Source organism: Bacillus sp. M5A3_1b (genome assembly GCF_053345335.1).
In genome coordinates this window covers 1-15,688 of sequence record NZ_JBKEZY010000002.1, presented here as the reverse complement: position 1 = coordinate 15,688, position 15,688 = coordinate 1, and the positions used below count along the sequence as shown (strand labels likewise).

General features: G+C 34.6%; 13 protein-coding genes, 1 pseudogene and 1 other annotated feature. Of the genes and pseudogenes, 10 read left to right on the top strand and 4 right to left on the bottom strand.

Going from position 1 to position 15,688, the window contains the following annotated elements:
- Positions 1 to 82: 82 nt before the first annotated feature.
- Positions 83 to 1,066 carry a beta-ketoacyl-ACP synthase 3 gene (locus ACLBWW_RS06235; RefSeq protein ID WP_447613942.1) on the bottom strand — a complete coding sequence of 328 codons (984 nt, stop codon included), beginning with the start codon at positions 1,064 to 1,066 and terminating at the stop codon, positions 83 to 85.
- Positions 1,067 to 1,246: 180 nt separating this feature from the next.
- Between ACLBWW_RS06235 and ACLBWW_RS06230 the strand changes: the two genes are divergently transcribed.
- Together ACLBWW_RS06230 and hflX are read left to right on the top strand one after the other, a co-directional pair.
- Positions 1,247 to 1,801, top strand: a complete 555-nt coding sequence (locus ACLBWW_RS06230; RefSeq protein ID WP_447613941.1) for a cobalamin biosynthesis protein CbiN — start codon at positions 1,247 to 1,249, stop codon at positions 1,799 to 1,801.
- 483 nt (positions 1,802 to 2,284) lie between these two features.
- A complete protein-coding gene (gene hflX, locus ACLBWW_RS06225; protein ID WP_107135050.1) occupies positions 2,285 to 3,544 on the top strand; it encodes a GTPase HflX in 1,260 nt (419 codons plus the stop codon).
- A gap of 41 nt (positions 3,545 to 3,585) precedes the next feature.
- Here hflX and ACLBWW_RS06220 read toward each other — a convergent pair whose 3' ends face one another.
- Complete coding sequence (locus ACLBWW_RS06220; protein WP_098078332.1) at positions 3,586 to 5,226, bottom strand: peptide ABC transporter substrate-binding protein; 1,641 nt, start codon at positions 5,224 to 5,226, stop codon at positions 3,586 to 3,588.
- A 244-nt stretch (positions 5,227 to 5,470) separates the two neighbouring features.
- On the opposite strand from ACLBWW_RS06220, the gene ACLBWW_RS06215 reads away from it, so the two are divergent.
- The 4 genes from ACLBWW_RS06215 (at position 5,471) to ACLBWW_RS06200 (ending at position 9,121) form a co-directional block, all read left to right on the top strand.
- Positions 5,471 to 6,682: an MFS transporter gene (locus ACLBWW_RS06215; RefSeq protein WP_048543300.1), complete on the top strand. Its 1,212-nt coding sequence runs from the start codon at positions 5,471 to 5,473 to the stop codon at positions 6,680 to 6,682.
- Between the two features lie 10 nt (positions 6,683 to 6,692).
- Positions 6,693 to 7,610 (top strand): cysteine synthase A, encoded by a 918-nt coding sequence (gene cysK, locus ACLBWW_RS06210; protein ID WP_048543299.1) that lies wholly within the window; start codon positions 6,693 to 6,695, stop codon positions 7,608 to 7,610.
- 80 nt (positions 7,611 to 7,690) lie between these two features.
- Positions 7,691 to 8,203, top strand: a complete 513-nt coding sequence (locus ACLBWW_RS06205) for a GNAT family N-acetyltransferase (RefSeq protein ID WP_048543604.1) — start codon at positions 7,691 to 7,693, stop codon at positions 8,201 to 8,203.
- Positions 8,204 to 8,296: 93 nt separating this feature from the next.
- Positions 8,297 to 9,121, top strand: coding sequence for a DUF4037 domain-containing protein (locus ACLBWW_RS06200; protein ID WP_048543298.1), 825 nt, complete (start codon positions 8,297 to 8,299; stop codon positions 9,119 to 9,121).
- Positions 9,122 to 9,159: 38 nt separating this feature from the next.
- Here the strand turns inward: ACLBWW_RS06200 and ACLBWW_RS06195 are convergent, their stop codons facing one another.
- Positions 9,160 to 10,794 carry a putative polysaccharide biosynthesis protein gene (locus tag ACLBWW_RS06195; RefSeq protein WP_048543297.1) on the bottom strand — a complete coding sequence of 545 codons (1,635 nt, stop codon included), beginning with the start codon at positions 10,792 to 10,794 and terminating at the stop codon, positions 9,160 to 9,162.
- Positions 10,795 to 11,014: 220 nt separating this feature from the next.
- Positions 11,015 to 11,237: a binding site (T-box leader), on the top strand.
- Positions 11,238 to 11,539: 302 nt separating this feature from the next.
- Between ACLBWW_RS06195 and ACLBWW_RS06190 the strand changes: the two genes are divergently transcribed.
- Complete coding sequence (locus tag ACLBWW_RS06190) at positions 11,540 to 12,877, top strand: sodium-dependent transporter (protein WP_001088193.1); 1,338 nt, start codon at positions 11,540 to 11,542, stop codon at positions 12,875 to 12,877.
- A gap of 39 nt (positions 12,878 to 12,916) precedes the next feature.
- Here ACLBWW_RS06190 and ACLBWW_RS06185 read toward each other — a convergent pair whose 3' ends face one another.
- Positions 12,917 to 13,621, bottom strand: a complete 705-nt coding sequence (locus tag ACLBWW_RS06185; protein ID WP_048543296.1) for a polysaccharide deacetylase family protein — start codon at positions 13,619 to 13,621, stop codon at positions 12,917 to 12,919.
- Positions 13,622 to 13,947: 326 nt separating this feature from the next.
- Here ACLBWW_RS06185 and ACLBWW_RS06180 point away from each other — a divergent pair, with 326 nt between their 5' ends.
- From ACLBWW_RS06180 to ACLBWW_RS06170, 3 genes and pseudogenes are all read left to right on the top strand, one after another.
- The gene (locus ACLBWW_RS06180) at positions 13,948 to 14,211 is read left to right on the top strand and encodes a CD3324 family protein (RefSeq protein ID WP_048543295.1); all 264 of its coding nucleotides are present in this window, start codon (positions 13,948 to 13,950) and stop codon (positions 14,209 to 14,211) included.
- Positions 14,212 to 14,375: 164 nt separating this feature from the next.
- Positions 14,376 to 15,062 carry a DUF421 domain-containing protein gene (locus tag ACLBWW_RS06175; RefSeq protein WP_048543294.1) on the top strand — a complete coding sequence of 229 codons (687 nt, stop codon included), beginning with the start codon at positions 14,376 to 14,378 and terminating at the stop codon, positions 15,060 to 15,062.
- 110 nt (positions 15,063 to 15,172) lie between these two features.
- Positions 15,173 to 15,547: pseudogene (locus ACLBWW_RS06170) on the top strand (FusB/FusC family EF-G-binding protein); the annotation flags it as partial.
- Positions 15,548 to 15,688: the final 141 nt, after the last annotated feature.

Genomic DNA, 15,688 nt, shown 5'->3' with positions numbered 1-15,688 from the left:
AGAGAGTAGAAGCAGCGTTCAAAGTGGGGTAACCAATCTTTGGATGCTGCTTTTTTGTAGTTAGTTGTATAAAAGAAAAATGTTAGTTTAAATCCCACTCCACAATAAGGCCTAAATGCGTAAGACCACCGCCAAATCCGTATAGTAAAAGTGTGTCTCCGTTATTTAATTTTCCTTCTTTCCTAGCTAAGTCCAGAGCGAGTGGAATGGAAGCCGAAGATGTATTTCCCATGTGTTTTACACTTGTTAAAGTTTTTTGAATTGGAATTTCGGTTTTCTCACAAATAGATTCAATCATTCGTAAGTTAACACTGTGTGGTATGAACCAGTCTATATCATCTATTTGCATATTTGCGGTATGTAATAATTCTTTTATACCTGCTGGCACTGTACGAGTTGCCCATTTATATACTTCTCTCCCGTTTTGAACGATTTTTTCATTTGTTTGCAGTGGTGTATTATTCATAGTAGTAGATAAGTTTGTTCGGTATAGATGAATACTACCGTGCCCATTTGTTCCCATATGAGCAGCGACAAAGCTTGGTTTGTTTTCATCTCTTTCTAATAAAATAGCTCCAGCACCATCGCCAAATAAAATGCAAGTCGTTCTATCGGTGTAATCAGTAACTTTAGATAATGTCTCTGTCGCTACGACAAGTACTTTTTCGTGTGATCCAGAAGTGATTAAGCTATTACCAACGTGCAGACCATATGTGAAACCAGCGCAAGTTGCATTTAAATCAAATGCTATTGTATGAGGTATGTTGAAGTGTTGTTGTATTTGACATGCGACACTAGGAAAAACATAGTCAGCGGTTGTTGTAGCGACGATGATACAGTCTATATCTTCTAAATTCTTTTTAAAAGTTGTACATAAATTTTCAATTGCTTTAATGGCTAAGTGTGAGGAGTATTCGTCTTCGCTCGCGATTCGTCTTTCCTTCATTCCTGTTCTTTGTACAATCCATTCATCATTCGTATCAATCATTTTCTCTAAATCGTTATTAGATAATATTTGATTTGGAACATAAGTACCAATTGCAGTAATACGAGATTTAGAATTCATAGGAACATCTCCTAACTTATTTTATAACCTGATACTATTATCAAGTTATAAAAATGTCAATAAAGACTTTTATTGTATTGAAACGAAAAAGCTTAACTTACTATGAAGGAATTTGGCGAGTGTTGTAAAAAATAATATACGATAAGTTTTTAAAATTGATAATGAAGAGAGTTGGGCTCTTTGAAAAGAATTTTGTATATATTGCCTGTTGTCATTATTTGTAGCTTTATTCTTATTATTTTTCCAGAGAAATCTTATGCTTGTGATTGTATTAACGTATTAGCAGAAGATGCATTTCAAAAAAACGATGTAGTATTTGAGGGGAAGGTAATTGGGGTTGGAAGGAAAGAAGGAGTTGAGATTGAAGTATTATTTGAAGTGAAGAAAATTTGGAAAGGGACAACTTCTTCGCAACTTATTGTATATACAAATGGTGGTGATTGTGTATTTCACTTTGTAGAAGGAGGAGAGTATTTAGTATATTCTTCTCAAAGAGGATCAGAAAAACAATTACACACACATAGTTGTAGTGGAACGAAGAGATTAGATGAGGCAGGGGCGGAGAAAGTGGCTTTAAGTCAAATTACAAAAGAGTCTATTCCGACGAAGAAAGTCGATTTAAAAGGGAAGATGGTCAGCGGTTTCAGTTGGTTGCAAGTTGTTACCCTTTCTATAGGTCTGTTACTGATAGTAGCTTTTGTGATTTTTAGTGTAAGAAGAATGCGCAAAAAATGACGATTAAAGTAAATATATAAAGAATTTCTTTCTGTTTCTATAGGTGGTTTAATCTTGTGAAAGCGAATTACTTATGCTACACTTTATGTAACTTAAAATGAACGGAGGGGCTTCCTTTGATCTTAATCAGATTACGTCTCAATACTTTGTGCCAATAATTGAATAGCGCTCAAAGGCTCTGTCTGTGTGCAGAGTGAACGGGATTGGTCTGCCTATTTTAAAGGAACCCTTTATTAAGCTTATATGTGAAAAAGAGGGAGGGACGAATACGCCCTCTTTTTGTTTTGCCTTTATAAATAGAATGGGATCGTATAGGTGAACACTTATTGTGGATGCGTATATGATTTTGGGACTTATTGACTATGAGATAGGATGAAAGTATAACTTTCTCCTATTTCTTTGGTGAACCCTTATCCGTTTACGAAAACACAGGCAGTAACCTGTGTTTTTTATTTTACGTAATCGAAATGGAGGAATAAATATATGGAAGAATTATTACAAAGAGCAGTTTTAGTTGGAGTAAATTTAGGTAATGAAGATGATTTTGCATATTCAATGGAAGAGCTAACAAATCTTGCAGAAGCTTGTGATGTAGAGGTAATTGGGCAAGTGACGCAAAATTTACAACGAGTAAATCCGTCCCATTATATTGGAAAAGGAAAGATTGAAGAAGTAGCAGCTTATGTAAATGAAGTAGATGCGAATATGGTAATCTTTAACGACGAATTATCTCCTTCTCAAATTCGAAATTTAGAAGCAGATTTAGATTGTAAAGTAATTGACCGTACCATATTAATTTTAGATATTTTTGCGCAACGTGCGAAAACGAAAGAAGCACAGTTGCAAGTAGAGGTAGCACATCTTCAGTATATGATGCCTCGTTTAATCGGTCTTCGTGAATCGTTAGGAAGACAGAGCGGCGGAGTTGGTACGAAAAATAAAGGTGTCGGTGAGAAGAAATTAGAGTTAGATCGTCGTAAAATTGAAGAACAAATTTCAGTTTTAAATAAAGATCTAGAAGCACTTGTTGTCCAGCGTCAAACGCAGCGAAAGCAACGTAAGAAAAATGAAGTACCAGTTGTAGCATTAGTAGGCTATACGAACGCCGGAAAGTCAACGACAATGAATGCAATGCTTGAAATTTACAATGGTACAGAAGAAAAACAAGTATTTGAAAAAGATATGTTATTCGCGACGCTAGAAACATCTGTGCGAAATATTGATTTACCAGATAACAAATCATTCCTATTAACAGATACAGTTGGATTTGTAAGCAAATTACCGCATCACCTTGTGAAAGCATTCCGTTCAACGTTAGAAGAAGTAGCGGAAGCGGACCTACTTATTCACGTTGTAGATTACGCGAACCCAAATTACGAACAGTTAATTGACATTACAAATGAAACGTTAAAGAAAATTGGAGTAGAAAATATTCCAACCATTTATGCTTATAATAAATCAGATATGGTAGATGTTGAAATTCCGAAAGTACAAGAAGACCGCGTTTATTTATCAGCGAAGAAACATGTTGGGATAGAAGAGCTTGTCGAAATGATTCGTTCACACATCTATAAAGAGTATACGAAGTGTGAAATGTTAATTCCGTATGATCAAGGACAGGTAGTTTCTTATTTCAATAATCATGCGCACGTTTTATCTACAAGTTATGAAAACGAAGGTACCAAACTAGAAGTAGAATGTAAGACGAGTGATTACGAAAAGTATAAGCGTTTTGCAATTTAATAAAGAAGGCGATCCTAATATATGTTAGGATCGCCTTTTTCTTATTCTGTAATAGAGGCCCACTTATAAGAATAAATTCCTGCAAATGGACGAATAACAACACCTTTTACTGTTGGACGTTCTAAATATACAAGTCCTGATTGGAAGATTGGAGCGATAGCTGCATCATCTTCCAGTAAGACTTTCTCTGCATCTTGGAACGCTTTCCAACGTGCTGGTAAGTCAGTTGCTAAAGTAGAGCTCGTTTTCTCAATTAATTCGTCGTATTTTTTGTTTGAATAACTCATCTTATTAAACGGTCCGTCAGTGACAAACATATTTAAGAATGTTGTAGGATCAGGATAATCTGGTCCCCATGTAGAAAGTGAAATTTCAAAATCACCATTTCCTTCACGATCTAAAAATGCTTTTACTGGAAGGGGTTGTAATGTGACTTTAAGTCCTGGTAAGTTTTTCTCCAGTTCACCTTTTAAAAACTCACTAATTTTTTTATCGTTAGATTCATCAGTTGTTATGATTGAAAGTGAAGCGTTTTGTAAGTTTGTTTCTTTTTTTGCAGTTTCCCATAGTGTTTTAGCTTCATTCACATTTGTTCCTACTTTTACATTACTTGTACTGCGAAAATCTTTATTATCAGGTCCTTTTACGAATCCTTTCGGAACAAATGCATTCGCAGGTATAGAACCATTATTTAAAATCGTTGTTGCGATTCCTTGTTTATCAAAAGCGAGCGAAATAGCTTTTCGAGCATTCTTGTTTGCTAATAAAGGATTCTTTTGGCTAAATCGGAAAAATGTCATAGAAGGACGTTCCATTTTCTTTAAGCTCGGATCTTTTTGATATTTATCGACAAACTCTGAATTAATCGTAATTCGGTCTACTTGTTTGCTTTCAAATAAATTAACGGCTGTGGAAGTATCTTTTACGATATTTACATTAATTTCACTTAACTTCACATTTTTATTATCCCAGTAGTTCGGGTTTTTTGACATTTTATAACTTGTATCATGTTTCCATTCACTTAATTGAAACGGCCCGTTATAAACTACATTTGCAGCTTCAAGTCCGTAATTTTTCCCTTGCGCTTCTACAACTTTTTTGTTTTGAGGATAAAATGTTGCAAATCCCATTAACCCTAAAAAGTATGGAACAGGGTGTTCTAACTGTACTTCAAGCGTTTTATCGTCAATTGCTTTTACACCAAATGAGTCAATTGGTAATTCTTTTTTATTTATTTTTTCTGCGTTTTTAATATCGAACAAAATATGTGCGTATTCAGAAGCAGTTTCTGGATTAACAGCACGTTTCCATGCATATTCAAAATCATGTGCAGTAACTGGATCACCATTTGACCATTTTGAATCGTGTAATGTAAATGTATATGTTTTTCCGTCTTCGCTCAGCTTGTATGATTCAGCTGCTGCAGGGACAGGTTTATTGTCAGGGCCAGGCATATATAATCCTTCCATTACGTTGTTTAATGCAGCGTAAGAAAACCCATCAGTTGCGATAGATGAATCAAGTGTAGAAATTTCCCCAGCTTCTACAATGTTTAATACTTGTTTTGAAGATTCTTTTTTCTTTTCTCCGGTAGTTGTTGCCTCTTGTTTTTGACCACATGCTGTTAAAAACATAGATAATGTGATTGAGAGTGCAACGATTCCTTTAGTTTTTTTCTTCATAGTTGTCATCCTTTCCTTCATCTCTGTCCTAGTATAAAAGAAAATATAGAAAATTTCTATAAATAAATCCGATAAAACTTATAGAAAAAATATATTATGTAAGAAGTGATATTTCTGGAAAAAGAAATGAAACCAGTATAGAATAGAAATGTTTCAAAAGTCAGAATTTATCGAGGTTAAAGTTTTACTTTATTACACTTGCTGTAATAAATATATATTTTGTACAGGAAGGAGAAATACATATATGCAGGCAGTTTCGAAAAAAAATACAATGGAAACACCGACGATATATCGAATTCTATTTGCGATTAGTTTCGGTCACTTTTTAAATGACTCGATGCAAGCAGTCGTGCCGGCATTGTTTCCTATTTTGGAAAAAACGATGAATTTATCTTATATGCAAGTAGGATGGATTGCGTTTGCATTAAATATGACGTCATCGATTATGCAGCCGGTTTTTGGTATGTATTCAGATAAGAAGCCATCACCATTTTTATTACCGCTCGGTATGTTTTCGAGTATGCTTGGAATGATTGGACTTGCATTTGCACCGAACTTTATTATTGTTATCATTTCTGTTTTATTTATCGGATTAGGTTCCGCAGTCTTTCATCCAGAAGGTGCTCGAGTTGCTTATATGGCAGCTGGTGCAAAACGAGGTTTAGCGCAAGCGATTTATCAGGTTGGAGGAAATACAGGGAATTCCTTAGCTCCTATTTTTACAGCGCTAATTTTCGTTCCGCTCGGCCAAATTGGTTCTTTAGGTTTTACAGCCTTTGCAGCAGTAGGAATTGTATTATTAATTTTCGTATCAAATTGGTATAGAAATGAATTAGCAACTGGCGCTGTGAGAAGAAAAAAGAGGGCTGCGCTTGAGGCGGAAAATGCGATTGTAAGTACACATATTAAATTTGTTATTCTACTTCTTGTTTTTCTTACTTTTGTACGTTCTTGGTACGGTGCTGGTATAGGGAATTTTTATCAATTTTACTTAATTGAGCATTACGGTTTATCTATAAAAAATGCCCAGTATTTCGTATTCGCATTTATGATTGCCGGTGTATTAGGAACTTTCTTTGGTGGACCGTTAGCAGATCGATTTGGAAAGAAAACAATTATTGTATTTTCAATGCTAGGTTCGGCGCCACTTGCCCTTTTATTACCTCACGTTTCGCTCATGTGGGTTGTACCGCTATTTTTATGTATCGGTTTTATTAGTTCAAGTAGTTTTAGTGTAATTGTTGTTTATGCGCAAGAGCTTGTTCCTGGAAAAGTAGGGATGGTATCTGGATTAATTGTAGGGCTTGCGTTTGGACTCGGAGCTTTAGGATCTGTAGTACTTGGGAAATTGGCTGACATATATAGTCTACAATTCATTATGTTACTATGTAGTTGTCTACCATTAATTGGACTTACTTCTTGGTTATTACCAAGTGATAAGAAAACGATAGAATAGGGGATGCACTATGAAATTATGTGAAAATGTTACAGAATTAATAGGAGATACACCTGTCGTCCGATTATCTAAATTTATTCCAGAAGACGCAGCGGATGTGTATGTAAAACTAGAAATGTTTAATCCATCACGCAGTGTGAAAGACCGCGCTGCCTATAATTTACTGCACGTTGCAGAAGAGAATGGTCTCATCAAACCAGGAGATACAATTATTGAACCGACAAGCGGAAATACAGGAATAGGCTTAGCAATGAATGCAGCTGCGAAAGGGTATAAAGCAATTTTAATTATGCCAGACAATATGTCAAAAGAGCGTATAAATTTATTGAAAGCATACGGCGCGGAAGTAGTTTTAACACCGGCAGAACAAAGAATGCCAGGAGCAATTGCGAAGGCATTAGAACTGCAAAAGCAAATTCCAAATAGTTTTATTCCGCAACAATTTGAAAATCCAGCAAACCCGAATATTCATCGTTATACGACTGCACTTGAAATTTATGAACAAATGGATGGCGAGATTGATGCATTCGTAGCAACGGCTGGAACTGGTGGAACTATTACAGGTACTGGGGAAACGTTAAAAGAGAAGCTGCCAAACTTATATATTGCAGTAGTAGAACCAAAAGGATCTCCCGTTTTATCAGGCGGTGTTCCAGGTCCTCATAAACTAGTAGGAACAAGTCCAGGGTTTATCCCGAAAAACTTAAATACAGAAGTGTATAACGAAATTATTCAAATTGCAGACGAAGAGGCTTTAACGACAATGAGAAACTTAGCTAGACAAGAAGGTTTATTAGTTGGGCCATCGTCTGGAGCATCTGTTTACGCAGCAATTATGATAGCGAAACGTCTAGGCGCAGGTAAAAAAGTTTTATGTATTGCACCTGATACAGGAGAACGTTATTTGAGTATGGGATTATTTGAATGAAATTGATAGAAACAGCTTAATCGTGAAATTGTCACGATTAAGCTGTTTATTTTAGGTTGTAAAGAGGGGGGAGAATGACAATGAAACTATTAAAACCAACAAATGAATATAGCGAACAAATTATAGAGTATCGGGAGGCATTTTTACATACGGATGAAAAACCACATGGTAGTAGTTCTTTACAAAATTTTGATTCTCTCGATAAATGGTTTGAAAAAGTGAGTATACAAGAAGTGGAAGAAAACTTACAAGGTAATCGAGTACCGTCTAGTCAATTTTTAAGTTTTGAAAAAGGGGAACTTATAGGTTTTGTGAATATTAGACATCGATTAAACGAAGAATTATTACTGGAAAGCGGTCATATTGGTTATAGTGTACATCCAAATAAACGTCGTCAAGGTTACGCTACGAAACAACTACAACTTGCATTAGATGAAGCACAAAAGTTAGGGTTACAGAAAGTGTTAATAACTTGCGATAAAGTTAATATCGCTTCGGCTAAAACGATTCAAAAGGTTGGCGGTATGTTAGAAGATGAAGTAGTTTCTGTTCATACTGGGGAAATTGTTCAGCGTTATTGGATAGAAATATGATTTAGTGGGACATTGAAAAGGGAATACAATGCATAATATCGAAATAGATAAATGAAAAGGTAACTGTGTACTGCAATTATAGGGGGAAATGAAGTGGGATTAAAAGAGAAAGCAATAGAAATGTCGGAGATTTATAGGAGAAATCCGAAAGTAGAGACTATTATTTTAGCGGGTTCAGTAGCTAGAAAACTAGAAGATGAACATTCAGATATAGAATTGCATATTTTATGGTCAATGCCACCAGAGGATGAGGATCGCAAAGGGCCAATTAACTATATTGGTGGAACAATTTTGTCATATCACCCTTACGAGGAAGAAGAATGGTCGGAAACGTATTTGACAAAAGAGGGAATTAAATTAGAGATTAGTAACTTTTTAACTGAAACTGTAGAGAAAGTTATTTCGGATGTGGTGGATCAATATGATATAAGTTATGAAAAACAATGTATCGTATCATCCGTTCATGATGGTGTTAGTTTGTATGGAGAAGAGAAAGTACATGAATTAAAAGATAGAGTGGTGGCATATCCAGAAGACCTAGCGAAACGGATGATTTCAGAAAATCTTTGGTTAAGTAATCGCTGGCATAATCGAGAGGCGCTTTTAAAACGAAAAGACTGGCTTATGTTATATGATGTTATTTGTGAAGTGCAAAGAAATATATTTGGGGTCTTATTTGGTTTGAATAAAATGTATGTACATCATCCGGCATTTAAATGGATGCCACATAATGTGGAACGAATGATTATTAAGCCTGAAAATCTATACGAGCGTATGGCAAATACGTTAATAGGGAAACCGGAGTATAGTGTACAGGAGTTAGAAGTGTTAATTGAAGAGCTATTACATTTAGTACAACAATATGCTCCAGAATTACATATTACTGAACAACAAAAACGTATACAATATGCGAAGTAAAAAAGAAGGGATGTAACAATGAGTTACCTCCCTTCTTTTTATTTGACTAATTTACCTAGTATGGGTAATCGTTGAAGTCTATCACCGAGAATATGTGAAGCAAGTCCGCTCGTTAGGACGAATAAAAGATAAACAATCCCTCCTACAGCGCCGCATATAAAGACAATGAGAAGTGATTCCATATAGGATTGTCCAGGAATCATCCATTTTAAAATCGCTTTTAATGCAATTACAACAGCAGACATTGCAGCGGAGTAAATTGTAATAAGAAGTACTGTTTTTGCTGTCTCACCAATTTTAAATTTCGCAAACTTAATGATGCAGTACAACATAATAACATTGGAAACGAGGTATCCAAGAATTGTTCCAAGTACAGCACCGTGTCCGCCAAATAAATGTAAGAGCGGTGTATTTACTAAAACTTTAACGAGAATACCGACTGAGAAAGCGATCATCGTTTTTCTTTGATAATCGATTCCTTGTAATATAGCTGCTGAAACTGTGAAAATCGCACTTAATATAGCAGAAGGTGCAAATGAAATTAAATATTGTGATCCCCCAAGTGCAATTTCAGGATTTACATAAACCATACGGAAGGCATCGTAAGCGATGCTAGCAAGACCGAATGCAGCTGGGATAGTGAAGAATAATAAGACTTGAAATATCTTTGCAATTTGTTCTTGTAGTTCTTCTAGTTTCCCGCTTGTATACGATTTCGTTATAGCCGGAATGATCGTTAATGAGAATCCAGTTGCAAGAGAAGCTGGAATCATAATTAACTTTTGGGCATAGTTCGTTATATAAGCGAAAACTGCATTCGCTGTTTCTAACGGTTCGCCCATCGCCCTAAGGACATCAGCTACAGTATATTGATCTACTAACGTGTAGAGTGGAATTGCAATACCGACAAATACAATTGGGATTGCATATCGAAGTAATTCCATATAAATATTTTTTAATGGAATATTCGATGCCCTTGACTTTAATTCTCCTTCGGGAGGCTTTAATCCATTATATTTTTTCCAGTACAGCATTAAAATCGAAACGCTGGCAAGCGCTCCGATAACAGCGCCAAACGTAGCAACTGCAACAGAAGAGGCGACTGCCCCCCCTAATAGTTTTGAAACGATAAAACTACCAACTAAAATGAAAACAACGCGCGCAATTTGTTCTACGACTTGAGAAACGGCACTTGGTTTCATATGTTGAAAACCTTGGAAATAGCCACGTGTAACACTCATAGCTGGTACGATAATAAGTGCGAAACTTAATGCTCGCATCGTAAGTGTTACGTCAGCGATAAATTGTGGATCTGGCGTTTTTGAGCGAATAATAAATTGTGATATGTACGGTGCTCCAATAAATAAAGTTAAAAACCCTAAAAAGCCCATAAACAGCATTAATTTTACGCTTGAGTTGTATAATTTTTTGCTTGTACTATAATCACCGAGCGCATTATGTTTTGCAACAAATTTAGAAACGGCAATAGGAATACCAGCGGTTGAGAAACTTAATAAAATACCGTACCAAGAGTATGCATATCCATATAAAGCGACCCCTTGTGTTCCGACTAATAGTTGAAAAGGGAAGAAGTATATAAAACCTAATATACGTGAAATCATTGTTGCACCACTTAATAAAGCAGTACCTTTTAAAACTTTTGAAGTAGACAAAATTCTTTCCTCCTACTCGTGCTGTCTTGCATTTATCGTATACTACTATAAACCTGTTAGAGAAGTTAATATAGTATGGAACATAAATATTCTAATATTATTCATTTAAAAGTCATATTTTGCATTTTTAAATAGAATGTAATACATAAAAATTCAAAATATAAGTTGACACTATTTTTAATGTGTGATAAAAATGATAGTAATCAATTCGGAAAATAATATTTGGGCAATGAAAGGGTATAGTAGTGAATATCTCCCTATTTCAGAGAGCTGATGGTTGGTGTGAATCAGTATATAGATTATTCATGAAGTTCGTCCTGGAGCATCTTTCATAAATCTCATATTTTGAGGAAATGAAAGACGGTAGTTTATACCGTTATCAAATAAAGTGGTGAAGATTGTTTCACAACTAGGGTGGTACCGCGATATATATCGTCCCTACGTATTTACGTAGGGACGTTTTTTGTTTAGTTCCTAACTTTGTTGTGGCTTCATAACTAGGGTGGTACCGCGATAATTTATCGTCCCTACGTATTTGCGTAGGGACGTTTTTTATTTAGGTCCTAACTTTGTTGTATCTTTATAACTAGGGTGGTACCGCGATATTTTTGTCGTCCCTACGTATTTACGTAGGGGCGTTTTTTTATTATTAGGGAGGAAGTGAACGTATTAGAAAAGAGTATTGATAGAACAATATAAATACTGAACTGAAACAAAGAAAAAGAGACAGAGAGGAGATTAACAAATGAATTCACAGCAATGGACATCGAAATTAGGTTTCGTATTAGCTGCAGCAGGTTCAGCAATTGGTCTTGGGGCGATTTGGAAATTCCCATATATGGCCGGCATCGGAGGGGGCGGGGCATTCTTCCTTATTTTCATCGGTTTCACATTATTAATTGGTTTACCGCTATTACTAGCTGAATTCGTTATTGGAAGAAGTACACAAAAAGAGGCTGTTGATGCATATAGAGAAATCGCACCAAAAACATTATGGCCATGGTTAGGGAAATTAGGGATTGTAACTTGTTTCATATTACTTTCTTTCTACAGTGTTGTAGGAGGCTGGATTTTATTATACTTATGGAATGCAATTACAGGTAGACTATGGGAAGGAAATGGGGCATACGAAGCTACGTTTGGTGAAATCATTTCCAATCCGTATTTAGCAGTTGGATCACAGCTATTATTCATCCTTATTACTATTTTCATCGTAAGTAAAGGTGTACAAAATGGTGTTGAAAAAGTAAATAAATATTTCATGCCAGCATTATTCGTTTTATTCTTTGTTTTAATCGTTCGTGCACTTACGTTAGATGGTGCTGGAGAGGGAGTTCGTTTCTTCTTACAACCTGACTTCTCAAACGTAACATCAGAAGTCATTTTATATGCAATGGGACAATCGTTCTTCTCGTTATCTGTCGGGGTAGCCGTTATGGTAACATATAGTTCTTACTTACCGAAAGAAGAAAGTTTACCGCGTTCAGCATTTTCTATCGTAGCTTTAACGCTTGTTATTACATTACTTGCAGGGCTTGCAATTTTCCCAGTAGTGTTCGCATTTGGAATGGAACCATCTCAAGGGCCGGGGCTATTATTTATCGTATTACCTGCTATTTTCAGTAAAATGGCATTCGGAAAATTATTCTTCATCGTTTTCTTATTACTATTCTTCTTTGCTACTATTACATCAGCAATTTCGATGTTAGAAATTAGCGTTGCATCTTTAACTGCAAAAGGAAAAGGGAAACGTGAAAAAATGGCTTTAATCGTAGGATTATTAATCTTCGTTGTTGGAGTACCATCAGCATTATCATTTGGTATATTAAGTGATCTGAAGATTTTCGGAAAGACAGTCTTTGATTTAGCGGATTATGCAGTGAGTAACGTACTAATGCCACTTGGTGTTTTATTAGTTTCCATCTTTGTTCCTTTAAAAATGAAGAAAGATGTATTAATGAAAGAGCTTGGTGTAAGTAAAAATAAAGGCTATAAACTGTTCGTATTATGGTTATTCTTACTTCGCTTTATCGCACCAATTGCGATTATTATCGTATTCTTAAATGTACTTGGCATTATTTAAAAAGAAAGGTAGCGCATCGATCTATGATACGCTACCTTTTTACTTTGCTCTTTTTTGCAGTTCGTTTACTGTTACGAACTGATAGTCCTTCTTAGATAATGAGTCTAAAATACCTTCAATGGTCTGTAAATTTTCATTAGACTCATCGTACATAGAGTGTAATAAAATGATAGAACCTGGTTGTACATTTTTATTAACATATTCAATTTTATCAGCAGCAGATTTATAAAAAGTATCAGGTTCAAGGTCCCATGTGATTGTTTCGATATTATTTTTATTTAAATAATAGGGCAGACCAATTAGCTTTTTTCCGTTAGGTGGTCTAAAATCAATTTCACCTGTATATCCTGTTTGGCGGATTAATGAATTCGTTTTTTCTATTTCTTCTTTAATAAAAGAAGGTGTTTTAAAAACCATTCTGTTATGAGAATATGTATGGTTTCCAACTTGGTGTCCAGATTGTACGATAGATTCTCCTAACGATAGGTTTTTTTCTAATTCATTTCCGATTAAAAAGAAAGTAGCTTTTGCATTGTATGTATCTAGTAGCGGTAATATTTGTTTTACATTGTTCGTAGGACCATCATCAAAAGTTAAAGCAATCACTTTTTCATTTGTTTCTACTCGGTTTGTTAAATCTCCAAACAATTGAAAACTTCTTGCGTTCATCAATTTGTATGTTCCAAATAATGCTACAGTAATAATGAATAATGTAACGATTGTAATAATTATTTTCTTTTTCATAAAGCAACCTCACTATATTTTTGAATTGGACTAAAAAGTATTATATCAAACTAAGTAATTTCATGCTTTAAAAAGGATGTGGATGCAAGGGGGAGGAATTTATCATATAATAAAATGCAAAAGGTATATTAGGAGGTGTTTATATGGCGATTACAATTCAATTGCCGGACACTGCAGCGTCTCATGCAAAGCCAAGTATGGAAATGGCGATACTTTGCGTGAGGTAGATAAGTAATATACAATCGCCTAAATGAGCTCGTATCATTTTTTATATTTGGCTTTGCACCTTATTGAAATGAACCATAAAAAATAAGGGGCGAGCAGAAATGAAATACGTTAAAGCTGCGACAGTTTTACCAGAAAGTTTAATTATTGAAATTCAAAAGTATATACAAGGTGAAACAATTTACATTCCAAAACAAGAAACGAAACATTATAAATGGGGTACACGATCTGGAGGAAGAAAACAATTAGATGAAAGAAATAAAGCTATTAAAGAAGCGTTTAAAAGAGGAATTTCCATTCATCAACTTGCAGAGGAGCATTTTCTTTCCGGAGAAACGATTAAAAAGATCGTGTATTCTAAATAAAAATAAAAGAGTCTAGTTCAATTATTAAATTGAACTAGACTCTTTTTTGCTTTGTATGTATCGGATATATTGCGTATGAATGGACAAAATAATAGAAAAATGTGTCGTTTTTTTACTAAATAGAATATAGAACATTTGAGTGAAAAGCAGAAAGGTGAGCATTTATGAATCATATTGGACAAATAACGATAGAGCTTTTAATTGGTTTCTTTGTTCTATTAATTGCTACAAAAATACTAGGGAAAACACAAATATCTCAGCTAACCCCCTTTGATTTTATTTCAGCTATCGTCCTTGGTGAGCTCGTTGGAAATTCAATATATGATCCTAAAATTAAAGTGTGGTCTATTTTATATTCAGTATTTGTTTGGGTAATTTTAATTTATTCAATAGAAGTGATAACACAAAAAATAAGAGGAACAAGAAGGTTTTTTGAAGGGTATCCTTCAATTATTATCCGTAATGGAAACATTGACCGAGAACAATTAAGTTCAAATCATTTAGATATTAATCAATTACAACAAATGCTTAGGCAGCAAAAAGATATTTTTTCAATTCGAGAAGTTGAATATATGATTTTGGAACCTAACGGAAACATAAGCGTTCTGAAAAAGAGCAAATATGAATCTCCTACTATAAATGATTTAAGTTTAAAACATAAGCCTGTATACTTACCAATTTCATTAATTAGTGATGGAAAAGTAGTGAAAGATAATTTGAGGGAAGCTGGTTTTGATGAGGGATGGCTGTATAAGCAAATAAAGCAAAGAGGGATTACTAAATTTGAGGATGTATTATATGCTGAATGGAAAACAGACGATGGTTTCTTTTGTCAGGAAATGGAGCGGTAAAATATAATCGATGTATGTAATATTCGTTTCTAAGTTATCTTTTACATATCAAAAAGTTGAATCATTGTATACAATAAGACTAGATCAACAATTTGTATGGAGTGATAAAGATGGAAGCTTTTATTAGAAGTGATCAATACAATTTTATAAAATCACAAGCTTATATTTTAGCAAATGGGCATGCAACGGCAAATGATAGAGGTGTAATTCAAGCATTAAAATCACTTGCGATTGAAAAAATAATACATGTATTTGAAAATTTAACAGATGAACAGAAAGAGTTAATTGATACCGTATTAACAGTTCAAAATAGAGAAGATGCAGAATCGTTTTTAATGAAAATAAATCCGTATGTCATTCCGTTTCAGGAAGTTACAGCGCAAACATTAAAAAAATTATTTCCTAAAGCGAAAAAGTTAAAACTTCCTGATATGGAAGAACTGAACATGAAAGAATTATCTTATTTAAGCTGGATTGATAAAGGGTAACTAACTGTTACGATTTATTTAACCAATTATAATGAAAGTTAATTAAATATATCAGTAAGCCCTGCTAGTCAAGTGATTGGCTAGTAGTGAGGGTTAACTGCGGGCAATCCCTAAAGCTGATTGAACTACAACGTGGCT